The following is a 17265-nucleotide window of genomic DNA, read 5'->3' on the forward strand; positions in this document are numbered from 1 at the left end:
TTCTTTTTCTGGATCAAATCAAGCGCGAAAAGGGCGTTTGGTGAATGCCTTGGCAGTAAGAGGCGATGAAAGACGTGATACTCTGCGATAAGCCATGGGGAGGTGAGAATAACCTTTGATCCATGGATTTCTGAATGGGGCAACCCACCTGATACTGTGTTATTATTGCTCCTCGGAGCGGCTAATAATGCGGTAAAACAGGTATTTATAACCTGAATACATAGGGTTATAAAAGCAAACCCGGGGAACTGAAACATCTAAGTACCCGGAGGAAAGGAAATCAATTGATACTCCCCTAGTAGCGGCGAGCGAACGGGGACCAGCCGAGCCATGAGTGTGGTTAGAATGCGTTGGAATGCGCAACCAGAGTGGGTGATAGTCCCGTATAAGAAGCATGATTGGACGTATTAAGTAGGGCGGAACACGTGAAATTCTGTCTGAAGATCGGAGGACCACCTTCGAAGGCTAAGTACTCCTTACTGACCGATAGTGAACCAGTACCGTGAGGGAAAGGTGAAAAGCACCCCGACGAGGGGAGTGAAACAGTACCTGAAACCGAACGCCTACAATCAGTCGGAGCTTGACTGGAGTTCAATTTGGATGTCATTGGAAGTTATGAAAAATATCGCTTCCATACTGACCTTCGCACTTGCATCAACCACTGCTTTTGCCGACGAGTTTGTCGTCGGTCTGGGTGTGGACGATGTGTTGGACCAAACGGATACACAATCCGGTGCCTTCATTCTTGAATATCACGCTGACCCGTTCTTTTCGGGTCGCACGGCGTCTTATTCTTTGGCGGGTGCCGGGCAGATCGACGCAGACGGAGACGTTTTCGTCGGTGTCGGTGTCTATGCCATTTGGTCGATCAGCGAAGGACCTTGGTTCGTAGAAGGCAGCTTCATGCCTGGCTACTACGACGAGGGCACGGGTGGCAGCCCATTAGGTGGAAACTTGCAATTCAGAACGTTGCTCGGCGTTGGCTACAAGCTGACGGACAGCAGCCGGATATCGGTTGCAATCGACCACAAATCAAACGCGGATATTGAAGATGTAAACCCTGGCGGTGAAACGCTGGCGGTGCGCTACACTTTCAATTTCTGAACACGATCCAAATTGATCTCCAGTCTTGTGACGGCGTACCTTTTGTATAATGGGTCATCGACTTGGTCTCACGAGCAAGCTTAAGCCGTTAGGTGTAGGCGCAGCGAAAGCGAGTCTTAATAGGGCGTCGAGTTCGTGGGATCAGACCCGAAACCGAGTGATCTAGGCATGACCAGGTTGAAGGTACGGTAACACGTACTGGAGGACCGAACCCACATCTGTTGAAAAAGATCGGGATGAGTTGTGCCTAGGGGTGAAAGGCCAATCAAACTCGGAGATAGCTGGTTCTCTGCGAAATCTATTTAGGTAGAGCGTCATCCGAATACCCTCGGGGGTAGAGCACTGGATGGGTAATGGGGCCCCACAGGCTTACTGATCCTAACCAAACTCCGAATACCGAGGAGTACTAGATGGCAGACACACGGCGAATGCTAACGTCCGTCGTGGAGAGGGAAACAACCCTGACCTACAGCTAAGGCCCCTAATTCATGGCTAAGTGGGAAAGCAGGTGAGACGACCAAAACAACCAGGAGGTTGGCTTAGAAGCAGCCATCCTTTAAAGATAGCGTAACAGCTCACTGGTCTAAATAAGTTGTCTTGCGGCGAAGATGTAACGGGGCTCAAGCCATGAGCCGAAGCTTAGGATGCATTTATTGCATGGTAGCAGAGCGTAGTGTGACATAATTCCATGTGTCCTTACCGGGTTCGCCCGGATTGGACACGCGGAGTTTTCTGTGAAGCCGGCGCGTGAGCGATCCGGTGGAGAGATCACTAGTGAGAATGATGACATGAGTAGCGACAAACAGTGTGAGAGACACTGTCGCCGAAAGTCCAAGGGTTCCTGCTTAAAGCTAATCTGAGCAGGGTAAGCCGACCCCTAAGGCGAGGCCGAAAGGCGTAGTCGATGGGAACCAGGTTAATATTCCTGGGCCAGATGGAAGTGACGGATCCCGAAGGTCGTTCATCCTTATTGGATTGAATGGGCGGCTAAGGGGTTCCTGGAAATAGCTCCATCGCTAGATCGTACCCTAAACCGACACAGGTGGACTGGTAGAGAATACCAAGGCGCTTGAGAGAACTATGTTGAAGGAACTCGGCAAAATACCTCCGTAAGTTCGCGAGAAGGAGGCCCAGTTTCTACGCAAGTATTGGCTGGGGGCACAAACCAGGGGGTGGCGACTGTTTATTAAAAACACAGGGCTCTGCGAAGTCGCAAGACGACGTATAGGGTCTGACGCCTGCCCGGTGCCTGAAGGTTAAAAGGAGGGGTGAGAGCTCTGAATTGAAGCCCAGGTAAACGGCGGCCGTAACTATAACGGTCCTAAGGTAGCGAAATTCCTTGTCGGGTAAGTTCCGACCTGCACGAATGGCGTAACGACTTCCCCGCTGTCTCCAACATAGACTCAGCGAAATTGAATTACCTGTCAAGATGCAGGTTTCCCGCGGTTAGACGGAAAGACCCCGTGCACCTTTACTACAACTTCACACTGGCATTAGGCCGAACATGTGCAGGATAGGTGGTGGGCTTTGAAGCGTGAACGCCAGTTTGCGTGGAGCCTCCCTTGAGATACCACCCTTGTTCTGCTTGATGTCTAACCGCGGTCCGTTATCCGGATCCGGGACCCTGTGTGGTGGGTAGTTTGACTGGGGCGGTCGCCTCCTAAAGCGTAACGGAGGCGCGCGAAGGTTGGCTCAGAGCGGTCGGAAATCGCTCGTTGAGTGCAATGGCAGAAGCCAGCCTGACTGCGAGACTGACAAGTCGAGCAGAGTCGAAAGACGGCCATAGTGATCCGGTGGTCCCGAGTGGAAGGGCCATCGCTCAACGGATAAAAGGTACGCCGGGGATAACAGGCTGATACTGCCCAAGAGTCCATATCGACGGCAGTGTTTGGCACCTCGATGTCGGCTCATCTCATCCTGGGGCTGGAGCAGGTCCCAAGGGTACGGCTGTTCGCCGTTTAAAGAGGTACGTGAGCTGGGTTTAGAACGTCGTGAGACAGTTCGGTCCCTATCTTCCGTGGGTGTAGGATACTTGAGAGGAGTTGCCCCTAGTACGAGAGGACCGGGGTGAACGATCCACTGGTGGACCTGTTGTTGCGCCAGCAGCAGTGCAGGGTAGCTATGATCGGAAAGGATAACCGCTGAAGGCATCTAAGCGGGAAGCCCCCCTCAAAACAAGGTATCCCTGAGGGCCGAGGTAGACCACCTCGTCGATAGGCCAGAGATGTAAGCACAGCAATGTGTTCAGTTGACTGGTACTAATTGCCCGATAGGCTTGATTTGATCCAGTAGAAGAGAGATTTTCTAGGATAATCAAAAGCATACACAGCACATTAGAGTGCGTGACTTGGACGACAGAGGTTTTTCATGGTTTGGTGGTCATAGCGCGAGCAAAACACCCGATCCCATCCCGAACTCGGCAGTTAAGTGCCGTCGCGCCGATGGTACTGCGTCTTAAGACGTGGGAGAGTAGGTCACCGCCAAACCTAGTAAAACCTCTGTTTACGTATCTCTCTTTCGATTTCCCTCCATACGCATAACACGCTACCGCTTAGGCGCTTTAACTGCGTTTATCGGCTAGTTCAGCATATGCCTTCGCTATCTTCTTGCTTTTGATTTACCTGTTGTAACGCCGCCTTGATCGAAACCTGCGGCAATTAAATGTCCGTGGAGAAACGCTCAAGGACATGGTTGGGGGTGACGCCCAATTCCGAGCAGGTTGCTAAAAGCTCTTTGTCTAACATATCTGCATGAACGCCGCTTCGAACCAATGCGGTTGATAGACCTGCAGTTGCACCTCCAAGGATATCATGATGGATGCTGTCGCCGATACAAAGCACGCGTTCCGCGCGGACCTCCGGCATTAATTCAAGAGCGCGCTTATAGATCCTGGAATGTGGTTTTCCGTACCATTCGATGGTGCCGCCCAAACCCTCAAAGATTTGCGCAATCGCCCCGGCGCTGAACCTCAGCCCTTGTGGCGTCAGCATTTTCAGATCCGGGTTGAGGCAGATGCATCGGCCACCGTCGCGTCGAAATTCTTTAAAGACGGCAAGATAGTCATCGCGTGACCAAGAGAGATCACGGCTTGCGATGAGAAGGATATCCGCCTCAGCGGCGTTTTTAGTTTCAATCAGCCCCAGATCAGCGATTGGAGATGGATCTCCTTCGCGGGCCAGCAGCATGACGCGCGCGCGCGTGTCGATGGACGCTCCAATTTCTTGCGCGATGCTCTGGCAGGCGATTTCACCGGAGGTAACGACGGTAATGAAATGACGGCGGTCAAAACCAAGTGAAACCAATCGATCGCAGTTGTTCTTACTGCGTTTGGCCGAATTGGACAGGATGATCGCCGGTTTTTTTTGTGTCGCAATCAAGCCAAGCGCTTCCGTGGCACCAGGATAGGCTTGGCTGCCGTCCAAGAGCACACCAAACTGATCAATCAGGAAGGCATCATATTGATCGATCAGGGGATGCAGATGCACAATTTCCGGAATCATTGTCCCGCCATCCCTGATTTTGCAAGCAATGCAGACCCGTACGCCGCCTCCAGGTGAACCGGCGGATTGATGGGTACGCCCAGCAGCCGCGCCCGGATGGCTGTGAGCGGTTCATTCTGTGCCGCGCCCCCAACCGTGCGCACGCTGGTCAAACGGGGGCCACCCAGTTCCCTGAGTTTCGCATAGCCGAGGGCCTCGGTCCCGGCGACCCCTTCAAGCATTGCCTTGAGGAAATCCGCAGGATCGTCCGGGCGCGGCGACAGCTTAGGCGGGAGCTGCGGGTCAGAAATCGGAAACCGTTCGCCGGGCGCGCGCAGCGGATAGTAGTCGAGCCCAAGAGGTGTTTCGGGATTGATTTGTGTCGAAAGGTGTTCAATCTCCGACGGTGTGAAGTGTTCCAGCAAAACGCCACCACCGGTGTTGGAAGCGCCGCCCGCCAGCCAATTTCCCAATAATCTATGACTGTAAATACCGCTTTCCGGGTCGAAGATGGGCCTGTCGGAGATGACCTTGAGCACCAGCGTGGTGCCAATTGATGTCATACCATCGCCGGGTTTGAGCGCCCCTGTGGCCAGAAAGGCGGCACAGCCATCGGTGGTTCCTGCAACGACTTTCGTGCGCGTCAGCAGACCGAATTCAGCTGCAATATCCGGTAGAACATGACCCAGCACCGTGCCGGGTTCTCGAACAAATGGCAGCAAGGTCCGGTTAATCCCGGCTTGCGCCATCCACTCCGGCCAGCATCTTTGAACGGAATCGTAGCCGGTCTTGAGCGCGTTGTTGTCGTCTGAGCCATAGAGCCCGGATAATTGCCCGGCGATCCAATCGGCCTGATGCACAACCATCGCCATTTCCGGGTTCGAATTTTGAAACGTAAGCGCTTTGGCGGCGCCACTGGTCGCGCCATGTGCGGCGCTTTCAGCGACGGCGTGTTTTGAAATCGTCGCGAGAATCGCGCTATCCTCACAAGCATCATTGTACATGCGCGCATCGGCAAGTGGCCGACCCGCCGCGTCGATGGGCAATATGGTTCCCGATGTGCCATCCACACAAAGCGCCTGCACCCGACCGGCATCGATATTCTTTGTAACTGTCGATAGGGCTGTCTGGATGGCCGCCCACCAGCACATGGGATCACGATGATTGCTGCCGTGATCAGATAGGGCAGATTTGGCTTCGCCCACAACGACCGCATCTTCGTCTATGGCAATGACGCGCGCACCGGTGGTGCCGAGATCTATCCCGATGAAAATGTCACTTGGCATTCAAGGCCTGTCTGTATTTCTCGGCGTCCCAGTCAAGCAATTCGAAATTCTGCGCCTCGGACAAATAGGTCAACTCGGGCGTTTCGGGTACGCGCGTCATCACGTCGGCGAGGCAGCGTATCATGACACGCGCACCTTGGCTGGCGTCCTTGCGCAGGATCATGCCGTGGCCGGGGACGAGCAGGCAAACAGGTGGAGGCCGCCCAAGATCCAGCGCGCGCGCTTCGACCTCCTCCGGCGTTTCATTCGGGGGAAGTGTGGTGATCGCGATACCACAAAAAATAACGTGATCAGGATAGAGACTGCCAGCAGTCACCTGTTTTATACGCGCAGGCGTCAGGGCCAGTTGATGCACAAAGGGATCGTCGGGCAGGGCATAGTCTGAGCCATCACAGATTGCCGCGAGCCGCTCTTGGTTGAGGCCATCCTTGATGTCTGGCGTCACTGCCAGCGCCGCATGGACCTGATTTTGCAGGTCGCGGATAGCCTCCACGCTCTCTGCGGCCACGATCAGGCCATGATTGCCAAGCACTACGACATTCGTTGTCGGGGTCAAAACCTCAAGAATGGATCGCGCGAGATTGGCCCCGGGTTTTGTGTAGTGCACATATGCCCAGTCAAACGCTTTCAGTTTCTGGGTCAGCAGGTCGACAGCATCTTTCCGAACGGCATGCGCCAGCGTATGGATGCAATGGGTATGCAGCACGATGCGGTGCGAGAAAACCGAGTGTACGCTTGTCTCGATCGAGGGCCGGAGCTTGGAGGCGCCCGGTACGATAAAGGTGGAAGGGGTGTCGGCGGTTGGCATTTGTGCCGTGATTGCCGCCTTGATCTGCGGTAGATCCACAGGCACGAAAATGTCGGATTTCATCGCATCCGCAAGCATCGTTCCTGACGCCTTGATCCACATAATATCGCCGTCTTTGACCGACACGTTACCACCAGCCCCTTGAATATGAAGGGAATCCTGCCCAAACACTGCTGACATCTGGCATAACGCGGGGAAATCGCCCGGAAGGGTATCAGGAGATTTTTGCAACGGCATTTCCAAACCAATCCTGCAGGCGCGCGGCTTCGGCGGCGCTCAGCGTGAGGCCATGTTTTGTTCGGCGTTTCAGGATATCGTCAGCGCAAGTGGCCCACTCCTGGGTGACGAGGTAGGTCACTTCGGCCTCATAAAGCATTGGCCCAAACTGTCTGCCTAAAGCTGTTAACTCTGTTGCATCTCCTATGATCTGCCGCAGGCGCGTCCCGTAGAGGCGCGCGTAATGCTTGGCTAACGCGCCTGGTAGCCAAGGGTAATCCGTGCGGATCTGACCCAGAAAGGTCTCGAAATCCGCGTCCGGAATGTCTCCACCCGGCAAGGGGGACTGCGCCGTCCAATCGGCACCCATATTCGGGAAGAAGGGTTTGAGTTCCTGTACCGCGTGTTCAGCCAGTTTACGAAATGTCGTGATCTTGCCGCCAAAGATGTTCAACAAAGGCGCTCCGCGCGACTGGTCGAGGTCGAGCACATAGTCCCGGGTCACTGCACTGGGATTGCCTTGCCCGTCGTCAAACAGCGGGCGCACGCCGGAAAATGCCTCTATCACATCCTGCGGTTGCAAGGGTTGTTTGAAGTAGCGGTTCACCGCCGCAATCAGGTAGGCAACTTCGTCTTGATCAGGGCGGACATCGTTCGGGTCCCCCTCATAGGCGATGTCCGTTGTCCCGATAAGCGCCTTGTCCCCTTCGTAGGGGTTGATGAAAATGACGCGTTTGTCAGTGTTTTGAATGAGGTAGGCCTGTTGACCCTCCCAGAATTTGGGCACAATGATGTGGCTGCCCTTCACCAGTTTCACCGATCTGCTTGAGTTCGAGCCCGCAACGCGCCCGATGATGTCGTTGACCCAGGGGCCAGCAGCATTCACGACAACCTTGGCGGAAATCTCCCGTTGCGCCCCGGACATCGTGTCTTTCACGGTCGCCAGCCAGCGACCGCTCTGATCGCGCAATGATGTACAGGCGGTGCGGGTCAGGATCTGTGCGCCATCCTGCTGCGCGCCGACCGCGTTCAATACGACGAGGCGCGCGTCATCCACCCAGCAATCGGAGTATTCAAACCCCTTGGTGTATTGTGCCTTGATCGGGGCGCCTTCGGGATCGCGCCGCAAATCCAGCATGCGGGTCCCCGGCAGACGTTTACGCCCGCCCAGATTATCGTAGAGAAAAAGCCCCAGCCGTACCAACCACGCCGGACGGTCGGTGGGGCTATGCGGCAAGACAAATCGCATCGGCCAGATGATGTGAGGCGCCGCGTTCAGGAGGACCTCGCGCTCTATGAGTGCTTCGCGCACAAGGCGAAATTCGTAGTATTCAAGATAACGGAGCCCGCCATGGACCAGTTTGCCGGAACGAGAGGAGGTCCCCTCGGCGAGGTCATCTTTTTCGCACAGGACGACCGACAGGCCGCGGCCCGCAGCATCGCGCGCGATGCCCGCACCGTTGATGCCGCCCCCTATGACAAAAAGATCGACCTCCTCCGTCATTCTTAATCCTCGGCGGCCTGCGGACCGTAGCTGGAGAAGGACTTGGCGGTTTCCTCGATCTCTGCAGCGCTCAGAATATGCGGATCCCCCACAAGCAGGCTGTGATAATACTGGCTTGCCAGCAGCTCCAGCTCACCAGCCAGCCACATGGCACGGGTCATGTTGGGACCTGCAACGACCATCCCGTGGTTGGCCATCAGGCATCCCGCGCTGCCTTCCATCGCCTCCAGCACCATCTTCGCCAGCCCGTCCGTGCCAAAGCAGGTGTAATCAGAACACTTGATCTCCGTCGTGCCAAAAGCGGCCATCATGTAATGCACCGCCGGGATCGGTTTGCGCAGGATCGACAGGATCGTGGCAAAAGGCGCATGTGCATGCACAACCGCCCCTGCGTCCTGGCGCGTGGCCAGAATACCGCGGTGAAACCGCCATTCGGTTGACGGTTTGCAAGGCCCTTCCCAGGCACCGGACGCGTCATCCATCGCGATCTTCGCAACCTGTTCCGGCACCATCTGAGCACCCGGAATGCCCGAAGGGGTGATGAGCATGTGGTCGCCACAGCGGGCGGATACATTGCCGGAGGCCCCCTTGTTCATCCCTTCACGGCCAAGCTCCTGGTAGGCGGCAACAACTTCTTCTCTGATTTTTTGTTCGTTCACTGTCTCACTCTCCACAAAGGTTCATTAGGGGATCGCCGCTGAGGTATCTGCGCACCTCTTCGGCAAGTTGTTGTGCGGCAAATTGCGCTGTGCGGACCGAGGCCCCCGCGATGTGCGGCGTCAGGGTGACGTTTTCCAATTGCAACAGCGGCCAGTCCGGTGGTGTCGGCTCGACGGAAAAGGTCTCAAGCATCGCGCTGCCGATTGTGCCCTGGGTCAGCGCCTCATAGAGATCGTCGTAATTGCACAACGGCCCGCGGGCGGTGTTGACCAGCAGGGCATCGGGCTTCATTTTTGCCAGCGTGTCCTTGTTGATCATATGCGTCGTCTCTGCGCTGACGCGTGGGTGCAATGTGACGACATCGCTTTGTGACAGCAGCGTATCCAGCGAAACCTGCTCGACCCCGGCGGCGACGTCCGATGGATCGAGCTGCACATAGGGATCGCAGACCAGGGTGCGGCAGCCGAAGGCCTGCAGGATCTTCACCAGTCTCGTGCCGATTTTGCCGTAGCCGATGACCCCAACCGTCATCTCGTTCAGCTCCCGCCCGGTGGTGTCGGCACGGTAAAGATCGCCGCGCCAGTTTCCGGCCCGCAGGGCTTCGTGCCCCACGCGTATTTTGCGCGTCTCCGCCAGAATGGCCCCGATGGTGAACTCCGCCACCGCAGAGGCATTGCGCCCGGGCACGCGGACAACCTTGACCCCCCGGGCTTTTGCCGCCGGGATGTCGATATTGACCGGCCCGCCCCGCGAGCACCCGATCAGCTTCAGATTTGGCAGGCTGTCCAACATGCCATCCGTGATCGGTGACAGGTGTGTGACGAGGATTTCGGCCTCTCCAATGAACGCTGCAACCTCCTCGAAATCACCGATGAATTCCTTGATCGGGACATCGACGTCGCCGCCATAGCCGTGCACGACCGGGCTGTCGGGCCAATCTTCCTGCCGCAATCTGCAGGTCAGTTCGTGATCGGGACAGGCTTTGCGCAATTCGTCTTCAAAGACCTGCGGCAGGATGAAATGATCGCCGATGATTGCTACGTGTGTTGCCATGATTAAAGGTCCTCTCGGTGAGCAAGCCCATGCCAAACGGGCTGAAGTGCCTTTCGTGCGGCGGTGTAATTCGGAAAGAGACGGTCATAGAGGGCGGTAAGTTCGTGATCGGGCGTCTCGCTTTCCCCCAGCAGTGGCGTGACCCAATCGGCCAGACAGTGGGCCATATCCTCATAGGCTCCGATGGTCACGGCGGCCATCATCGCGGCGCCCGCGGCACCGGCTTCTTCGCGCAGGGATTGCCGAACCGGAACCCCAAGAGCGGCGGAAAAGATGTCGCGCAGCGTCCGAGACCGCGCGGCACCACCCGTCAGGCGCACCTCATTCGGGGTCTGGCCCATCGCGGCATAGCAATCCCGCGCCGCCAGCCCGAGACCCTCCGCCGTGGCGCGCATCAGATCGCCGAACCCATGCGCAGACGTGAGCCCGATGAAGCTGGACCGGGCCGTGTGGTCGATGAAGGGTCCGCGCTCGCCAGCATCGGAGATATAGGGGTGATAGAGGAGGGATGCAGGTTTTGCCGTAGCAATCCAGTCGTTCATCAGCGTTAGCAACTGATCCTCAGTGACCTCAGCGCCAAGGGTCCCGGCGACCTCCCCCACCAGACCGCGCACCCAATCGAGGTTCAGGGTGCTTGCCATGTTGGTCTGCAAGTGCGCCGCGACATCTTCGACCGGCATGATCATCACGTAGCCGGTGCGTTGCTCGGCGTTGAGCACGATGTCCTCTGGCGCGGTTGCCCGGATATGCACGCCGGTGGTGCCGACAATGGTGCACCCCACGGGGTGATGCGCCTGATAGGCCCCGGCGCCCAAAGCGCTGCAGACGACATCGACGTATCCCAAGACAACCGGGGTGCCGGCGCGCAACCCCGTGCGGGCGGCGGCCTCATCGGTCAGCGCATGGGTCGTTTTGGACCCATCGCAAATCGGGGGCAGCAGCTGGGCATGATCGCCCAGGCCATAAAACCCGATGACCTCGTCGCTATAGCTGCGGGTTCTGAAATCCCCGAATGTAAAACACGCCTCCGACGGATCGGTTGCCCGCACGCCGGTCAGATTGAGGTACAGCCAATCCTTGCAATGAAACGCAACCTCGGCCTGTGCCAGCTGATCCGGCGCGATGTCCATCATATGGGTCAGCTGCACACCCTGTTGGCAGGCGTTCAGCCCGGTCCCGGTGGAGAGAAAACGAGCTTTGTCCGCGTCGGTGTCACGCATGGCCTGCGCGACGCTGCCCGCGCGCGCGTCCAGCCAAAGCCAGCCATCGCCGACCGGTTGGTTGTTCGATCCCACCAGCCACGTGCCATCGCCCTGGCCGGTAACAGCAATCGCAGCGGTGCGACCGGCTAGATCGGGGAGCATGCCGGCCAGCTGCGCCATAGATGTCACGCAGTCCTGCCACGTCTGCGCCAGCGATTGTGTCACCGCGCCGTTGGTATCTGTGGTGTAACGGTTGGGCACGGAGGCCACGGCCAGCTGACGCCCCGCCAGATCGAAGGCGACGGATTTGATCACCGAAGTGCCCGCGTCGATGCCTATGATCAGATCCCCGCTCATCCGACCAATTCTGTCCCATGGCTGACGGCCATTCCGGTGGCCGGATTAAAGACATGCAGGTCCGAGGGTTCCAGATTGACGGCAATCTGATCGCCCACAGACAGATGCGTGCGGTCGTGTTCGACCAGAACCAGTGCACCGCCTGCGAAACTGGCGGCGATATGGGTCTGATCGCCCAGCCATTGATTGGCGACGATGACCGCTGGGGCCCCTTTCTCGCTGCGCTTCACCGAATAGGGGCGCACGCCGAGCGTGATTTGTTGCAGTTCAACCAATCGGGCCAGCAGGTCGTCGGGGAAGGCATTGGCGGGATAGGTCAATACCAGCCCGTCCGCCATTTCCAGCGTGACCATTGCATCCGCTACGGTGACGGTTGCGGGGAAAACGTTCATCGGGGGTTCGCCAACAAAGGTGCCGGTGAAGAGATTGGCGGGGGCCTCCTTGATCTCATCCGGGCTGGCATATTGCTGCAGCTCGCCGTCCTCCATGACCGCGATCCTGTCGGCGAGGGCGTTTGCCTCTGTCTGATCGTGGGTGACAAGGATTGCGGTCAGACCACGCTCCTTGATGTAGGATTTGATGCGCCCGCGCAGCAACGTGCGCAACTGCGGTTCCAACTGACCCATAGGCTCATCCAGCAAATGCAGATCGGCATCGCGGATCAGCGCGCGGGCGAGGGAGGCGCGCTGTTGCTGGCCGCCGGAAATGGAGGTTGCGTAGCGATCGAGGATGTTGGAAATCTCAAGCATCTCCGCAACATTTTCGACCTTCCTGGCCACTTCGGTGGCAGGCAGATTGCCGCTTTTCAGGGCAAAGGCGATGTTGTCGCGCACGGTCACGGTCGGGTAGAGCGAGTAGCCTTCAAAGGCCATCGCGACATTGCGTTTCACCGGGGGAAGATGATGGATTTCCCGGCCATTGATGCTGATGCTGCCCCGGCTCACGGGTTCAAACCCAGCAACCATGCGCAGAGTCGATGTTTTGCCACAGCCTGATGACCCCAGAAGCGCGACGATATCACCCTTCTTCACCTCCATGGAGATGTCGCGCACCGCATGTACGCCGTGATCGATCAGACCGTAGAATTTGTCGACACGATCCAGTTTCAACATCACCTCACTCATGCAACTTCTCCCTTTGGTAGGGCGGCGCTCTCGTCCTGCGGGATCAATGCGCCTGATTGCTTGTCGAATAAAACGGCATGGGAGGCATCGATGGTCACGAATGCCGGTCCCGTCGCGGGCCCGGGTGTCCCGGAGGGGCGCGAGGCCATGATCTCTCGTCCACGTGCTGTCAGGCAGAGGTTGACCGTCTTTTCATTGAGCGGTGTTTCCGCCTCCACCGTGACAGGCACCGCGCGGATGTGATCTTCAGCGACGAACAGCACGGATTCCGGCCGGATGCCGAGGACACAGTCCTGGCCCACAGCATGTTTGTGACCGGCATCCAGATTGACCCGCTTGTCTGAAATCATGGCGAAGACACCGTCGCGGTCTTCCTGCGGTGTCACATCCAGGAAATTGATCACCGGGTCCCCGAAAAGGCGCGCAATCTCTACATTGGCGGGGGACAGGTAGATCTGTTCCGGCGTTCCGATTTGCTGAATGACGCCACCGTTGATCACGGCGATCTCATCGCCAAAGGCCATCGCCTCCTTATAGTCCTGCGTGACGTAAACCACCGTCGCATTCTGATCGGAGAGCAATCGCGGCAGCTCCAGCCGCATCTCAAAGCGCAATTTCGCGTCCACATTCCGCAGCGGGTCATCCAGCAGCAGAACCTTGGGTTTGCCCGCCAGCGCACGCGCCAAAGCGGTCCTTTGCTTTTGCCCGTTGGACAGCTCCTTGGGTTTGTGACCCAGCACATGTTCGATCTTGAGCAGCCGCGCCAGGCTTTGCACACCGGCCTCGATCGCCGATTTCCCCTGTTTCTGCGCGGTCAGCGGGCTGGCGATATTGGCGTGGGCATCCATATGCGGAAAGAGCGCGAAATTCTGAAAGGCCATGCCGATGTTGCGATCTTCGGGCTCCACCCCGTCGACATTGCGGCCCGCTATTTCGACATGGCCCGCGTCCGGTTCGATGACGCCGGCGATCAGGCGCAACAGGACCGTTTTTCCCGCGCCCGACGGTCCGAAAAGCACAAGTGTTTTGCCCTCGGGCACCGACAACGAAACACCATCCAGCACCTTGTCGTCTTTGAAGCTTTTGCTGATGTCGTGCAACTCAAGGGACATGGGCTAGCCTTTCACCGCGCCAAGCGACAGACCTTCGACAAGGTAGCGCTGGGCATAGAGAGCGAGGGCGAATGTCGGTGCGATGGACAGGATGATCCCCGCGGCGATCTGTCCGTAGTTGATGCCGGACGCGGTGATGAAGGCCAGCGCGCCAACTGTGACGGGCTGTTTATCGGCAGAGGCCAGCACCAGCGCAAAGATGAAGTTGTTCCAGGCAAAGATGAAGGCCAACAGACCTGCGGCGGCAATGCCCGGCCCTGCCAGCGGCAGGGCGATCCTGCGGAAGGTTGCCCAAAACCCATGCCCGGCAATCCGGTAAGCATATTCGATGTCCGCCGGGATGTCCTCGAAATAGCCACGCACGATCCACAGGATCAGCGGCAGCACGATCAATTGGTAGACCCAGATCAGACCCACGTAGGTATCCGCCAACCCGATCTGCTGGAAGTAGATGGTCAGGGGCAACAAGACCAAAAGGGGCGGGGCAAACCGAAACGACAGCAGAGTGAAGGCGATGTCTTCGGATCCGCGGAACCTCAACCGGGCAAAGGCATAAGCCGCGGGAACGCCCAGCAGCAGCCCGACCGTGACAGAGGTCACGGACAGAAACAGCGAGTTGTAGAGATTGCTCATGAAGGCGATCTCCAGCGTCGCGGTGCTGCCTTCCAGACGTCCCGAAATCAGCGCTTTGTAGTTGACCAAAGTAGGTTCGAAAAAGATCGACGGCGGCACCCTGAGGATCGTCTCATTCGTCTGAAACGACATCAGGAAAATCCATAGGATCGGGAACATGAAAAACAGGATGATCACGGTGATGGCGATCCCGCGCAGAACCCGTTCCAATGTGCTGACTGATTGCATTCTGCGGGCCTCCTATGCTTCGCCGCGTGCGCGTTCACGCAAGCGCAGCCAGTTCTTGATGAAGACGCTCGACAGGAAATAGGTGATGGCCCAGAGGATCATCAACAGCGCGGCAGAGCGACCGACATTGGTGGATTGGAAGAAGTTCAGATAGGCCTCGACCTGGAACACGGTCAGCGTGTCGCCGGGGCCGCCCTGGGTCATTGCGTATATGATGTCGAATTGCTGGATCGACTCGATCACCCGGAAAAGCGTCGCGGTCAGCAGGAACGGCGTCAGCATCGGCAGCGTGATGCGCCAGAACACGAAGAGACGCGGCACGCCGTCCAGCTCTGCCGCTTCAAACGGTTGTCGCGGCAGGGAGCGCAGCCCCGCGAGCAGCAGGATCATGATGAAAGGCGTGTAGACCCAGACATCGACGATCACCACGGTCAGCATCGCCGTGGATGGATCGGAGGCCCACCGCATGTCCTCGATCCCCACCAGCTCGGCGAAGTAGCTGAGGATGCCAAAGCCGGGGTTGGTCATCAGTTTCCACATCAGCGAGGCGAGCGCGGGGGCCGTCATCAGCGGCATCAGCAGCATGATCGACACGAAATTGTTGAACCGGGTCCGTTTTTGCAACAGCAGGGCGATCCCGAGCCCCAGGAGAAGTTCGATGCCGACGGTCAGAAAGGCGTAGGTCAGCGAGACCTTCAGCGTGTTCCAGAACGACGGATCGGACAGGAAGTTCAGGTAGTTGGCACCCCAATTGTATTCCCGCGCCCAAGGCTGAGACAGGCGATACCGTTGCAGTGAATAGGCAGCCGCGGTGAAGAACGGAATGAGTATACCGATACACGTCAGCAGCGCGGGCAGGCTCAGCAAGTAGGGCAGATATCTCTTGCTGATCTTGAATTTGCGCTTTGGCGGATCGCCTGCGGTTGCGGTTGTCATTGCAAATCTCTCTCACCCGACGCTGGCGCGCCGTGTTGCATGCTGTGTTCGAAAGTCCAAAGGTGGCCCGCCACCGCTGTAGCATGCGCGGCAGCGGGCCTGGGGAGATGGGATGTTTAGCCCAGACCCGCCTCTTTCAACTGGCGGTCTACGCTCTGGGCCAGTTGGTCCAGACCTTCATCAACGGGCACTTCATTCGCGACCATCTTCTGCAGCGTCGCCGCCCATTCTGTGGTCAGGTCGAAAAACAACGGTTGCGCGGTGAAGTGGATTTTTGCGCCCGGTGCGGAAAGGTCATGCATTTCAACATAGCCGGGGTAGCTGCTGTCCAGGCGCGAGGTGAAGCCCGCATCCGCCCAGACCGATTTGCGGACCGGGTTGACGAAATCCATCTCCGTGGCGCCGAACAGGCCATGTTCCGGACCCGACGCCCATTGCATGAAATACCAGGCTGCATCCTTTTGCTTGGACGCACTGGCCATCGCCAGCGACCAGATCCAGATGTTTGGTGTCGGCGCATCGGCGTCTGGGTTGGCTGCAAAGGGTGCGAAGGACAGGTTGCCCGCTTCGGCATTTTCGCCGCCATTCATGAAATAGCCCAGAATGTCCGCGTCGAAGATCATCGCGGATTTGCCTGCGCCCAGATCAGTGCCCGCCTGATACCAGGTGTGCGTCGCCCAATCCGGCGCGCCACTTTCCTGGATCATCTGGACCCATTTCTCGTGCATGGCGCGGGAAACATCCGTGTTCATCGCCGCCGACAGTTTGCCGTCATCACCCACGTTCAGGTCTTTCTGGCCAAAGTTGGCATAGGCAGAGAGGAACCCGGGATGGATTGTCGCCCAGGACCGCGAGCCCCGTACCCCGATGCCATAGACACCGTCCAGTTTCGAATTCGCCTCACCCGCCGTTGCGACCAATTCGTCGAGGTTTGTCGGAATGGACAGACCGGCCTCTTGGAACATTCTGCTGTTGTAGGTCAGGTTGTTTTGCTCATAGCCCCACGGAATGCACCACTGTTTGGCATCCGCAGACCCCAGCGCGCCGCCGGGTTGCCCGTTCCAAGCGCAGGAATCGCGCACACCCTGCAACATGTCGTCCCAATTGTAGTCGGGGTTCGTTTTCTCCGCGTCGCCGATGTATTCGTTCAGATCGTCAATCCAACCGGCGGGCCCGTAGGTCCAGGTCATATAGGCGCCGGTCATAAAGGCATCATATTCGCTTGACCCAGAGGAAAGCGCCGCTGTGACCTTATCGAAATAGACATCCTCAGGGAAAATGTCGTACTCCACTTCCATGCCCGTGAGCTCTTTGAAGTTCTCAATGTTTGCAATCATTGCGTCGGCATAGGGGTGCTGGTTCAACAGAAGCTTTACGGTCGTACCCGCATGCTTCTTCCAGTCAAAGCCGTTCTGAGCGAGCGCTTGGGTGGCGGCGGCGTTGACCAGTACCCCGGCAGTGGCCGCCGTGACCCCCATGGACGCCATGCCGCGCAGCATGCCGCGGCGGCTTATTTTGCCCTCTATATAGGACTTGGCTAGTCTCTTCTCTCTCTCGTACATT

At 57.6% G+C, this 17265-nt stretch carries 12 protein-coding genes and 2 rRNA genes; 2 read left to right on the forward strand and 12 right to left on the reverse strand.

Annotation, left to right across the window (positions count from 1 at the left end):
• Nucleotides 1-16 precede the first annotated feature (16 nt).
• Together Q1A20_RS06545 and rrf are read left to right on the forward strand one after the other, a co-directional pair.
• A 23S ribosomal RNA gene (locus Q1A20_RS06545) occupies nt 17-3387 on the forward strand.
• A gap of 88 nt (nt 3388-3475) precedes the next feature.
• Nucleotides 3476-3590, forward strand: a 5S ribosomal RNA gene (gene rrf / locus Q1A20_RS06550).
• A 171-nt stretch (nt 3591-3761) separates the two neighbouring features.
• Here rrf and Q1A20_RS06555 read toward each other — a convergent pair.
• The 12 genes from Q1A20_RS06555 to Q1A20_RS06610 form a co-directional block, all read right to left on the reverse strand.
• On the reverse strand, nt 3762-4604 hold the full coding sequence (locus Q1A20_RS06555) for a TIGR01459 family HAD-type hydrolase (protein ID WP_299400753.1): 843 nt from the start codon (nt 4602-4604) through the stop codon (nt 3762-3764).
• A complete protein-coding gene (locus Q1A20_RS06560; protein WP_299916447.1) occupies nt 4601-5869 on the reverse strand; it encodes an FGGY-family carbohydrate kinase in 1269 nt (422 codons plus the stop codon). The genes Q1A20_RS06555 and Q1A20_RS06560 overlap by 4 nt, the downstream gene beginning before the upstream one ends.
• Entirely contained in the window at nt 5859-6914 is a 1056-nt protein-coding gene (locus Q1A20_RS06565) for a class II aldolase/adducin family protein (protein WP_367180874.1), read from the reverse strand. Before Q1A20_RS06565 ends, Q1A20_RS06560 begins: the two co-directional genes overlap by 11 nt.
• A complete protein-coding gene (locus tag Q1A20_RS06570; protein WP_299400747.1) occupies nt 6892-8397 on the reverse strand; it encodes a glycerol-3-phosphate dehydrogenase in 1506 nt (501 codons plus the stop codon). Before Q1A20_RS06570 ends, Q1A20_RS06565 begins: the two co-directional genes overlap by 23 nt.
• 2 nt (nt 8398-8399) lie before the next feature.
• The gene (locus Q1A20_RS06575; RefSeq protein WP_299400745.1) at nt 8400-9056 is read right to left on the reverse strand and encodes a class II aldolase/adducin family protein; all 657 of its coding nucleotides are present in this window, start codon (nt 9054-9056) and stop codon (nt 8400-8402) included.
• 4 nt (nt 9057-9060) lie between these two features.
• Nucleotides 9061-10110, reverse strand: a complete 1050-nt coding sequence (locus Q1A20_RS06580; RefSeq protein ID WP_299400743.1) for a 2-hydroxyacid dehydrogenase — start codon at nt 10108-10110, stop codon at nt 9061-9063.
• 2 nt (nt 10111-10112) lie between these two features.
• Entirely contained in the window at nt 10113-11669 is a 1557-nt protein-coding gene (locus Q1A20_RS06585; protein WP_299916450.1) for an FGGY-family carbohydrate kinase, read from the reverse strand.
• The gene (locus Q1A20_RS06590; protein WP_299916452.1) at nt 11666-12793 is read right to left on the reverse strand and encodes an ABC transporter ATP-binding protein; all 1128 of its coding nucleotides are present in this window, start codon (nt 12791-12793) and stop codon (nt 11666-11668) included. The genes Q1A20_RS06585 and Q1A20_RS06590 overlap by 4 nt, the downstream gene beginning before the upstream one ends.
• Complete coding sequence (locus Q1A20_RS06595; protein WP_298968297.1) at nt 12790-13905, reverse strand: ABC transporter ATP-binding protein; 1116 nt, start codon at nt 13903-13905, stop codon at nt 12790-12792. Before Q1A20_RS06595 ends, Q1A20_RS06590 begins: the two co-directional genes overlap by 4 nt.
• 3 nt (nt 13906-13908) lie before the next feature.
• Nucleotides 13909-14766, reverse strand: coding sequence for a carbohydrate ABC transporter permease (locus Q1A20_RS06600; RefSeq protein WP_299916454.1), 858 nt, complete (start codon nt 14764-14766; stop codon nt 13909-13911).
• Nucleotides 14767-14778: 12 nt separating this feature from the next.
• The gene (locus Q1A20_RS06605; protein WP_299400733.1) at nt 14779-15702 is read right to left on the reverse strand and encodes a carbohydrate ABC transporter permease; all 924 of its coding nucleotides are present in this window, start codon (nt 15700-15702) and stop codon (nt 14779-14781) included.
• Between the two features lie 116 nt (nt 15703-15818).
• Nucleotides 15819-17264, reverse strand: a complete 1446-nt coding sequence (locus Q1A20_RS06610; protein WP_299400732.1) for an extracellular solute-binding protein — start codon at nt 17262-17264, stop codon at nt 15819-15821.
• Nucleotide 17265: the final 1 nt, after the last annotated feature.

This window comes from uncultured Roseobacter sp. (assembly GCF_947501835.1).
Taxonomy (GTDB): domain Bacteria; phylum Pseudomonadota; class Alphaproteobacteria; order Rhodobacterales; family Rhodobacteraceae; genus Roseobacter.

Bases quoted from the DNA above. Each gene is read 5' to 3' on its own strand.
- Q1A20_RS06555 (WP_299400753.1), bottom strand. From the start codon at position 4,604: ATGATTCCGGAAATTGTGCATCTGCATCCCCTGATCGATCAATATGAT.
- Q1A20_RS06560 (WP_299916447.1), bottom strand. From the start codon at position 5,869: ATGCCAAGTGACATTTTCATCGGGATAGATCTCGGCACCACCGGTGCG.
- Q1A20_RS06565 (WP_367180874.1), bottom strand. From the start codon at position 6,914: ATGCCGTTGCAAAAATCTCCTGATACCCTTCCGGGCGATTTCCCCGCG.
- Q1A20_RS06570 (WP_299400747.1), bottom strand. From the start codon at position 8,397: ATGACGGAGGAGGTCGATCTTTTTGTCATAGGGGGCGGCATCAACGGT.
- Q1A20_RS06580 (WP_299400743.1), bottom strand. From the start codon at position 10,110: ATGGCAACACACGTAGCAATCATCGGCGATCATTTCATCCTGCCGCAG.
- Q1A20_RS06585 (WP_299916450.1), bottom strand. From the start codon at position 11,669: ATGAGCGGGGATCTGATCATAGGCATCGACGCGGGCACTTCGGTGATC.
- Q1A20_RS06590 (WP_299916452.1), bottom strand. From the start codon at position 12,793: ATGAGTGAGGTGATGTTGAAACTGGATCGTGTCGACAAATTCTACGGT.
- Q1A20_RS06595 (WP_298968297.1), bottom strand. From the start codon at position 13,905: ATGTCCCTTGAGTTGCACGACATCAGCAAAAGCTTCAAAGACGACAAG.
- Q1A20_RS06600 (WP_299916454.1), bottom strand. From the start codon at position 14,766: ATGCAATCAGTCAGCACATTGGAACGGGTTCTGCGCGGGATCGCCATC.
- Q1A20_RS06605 (WP_299400733.1), bottom strand. From the start codon at position 15,702: ATGACAACCGCAACCGCAGGCGATCCGCCAAAGCGCAAATTCAAGATC.
- Q1A20_RS06610 (WP_299400732.1), bottom strand. From the start codon at position 17,264: ATGTACGAGAGAGAGAAGAGACTAGCCAAGTCCTATATAGAGGGCAAA.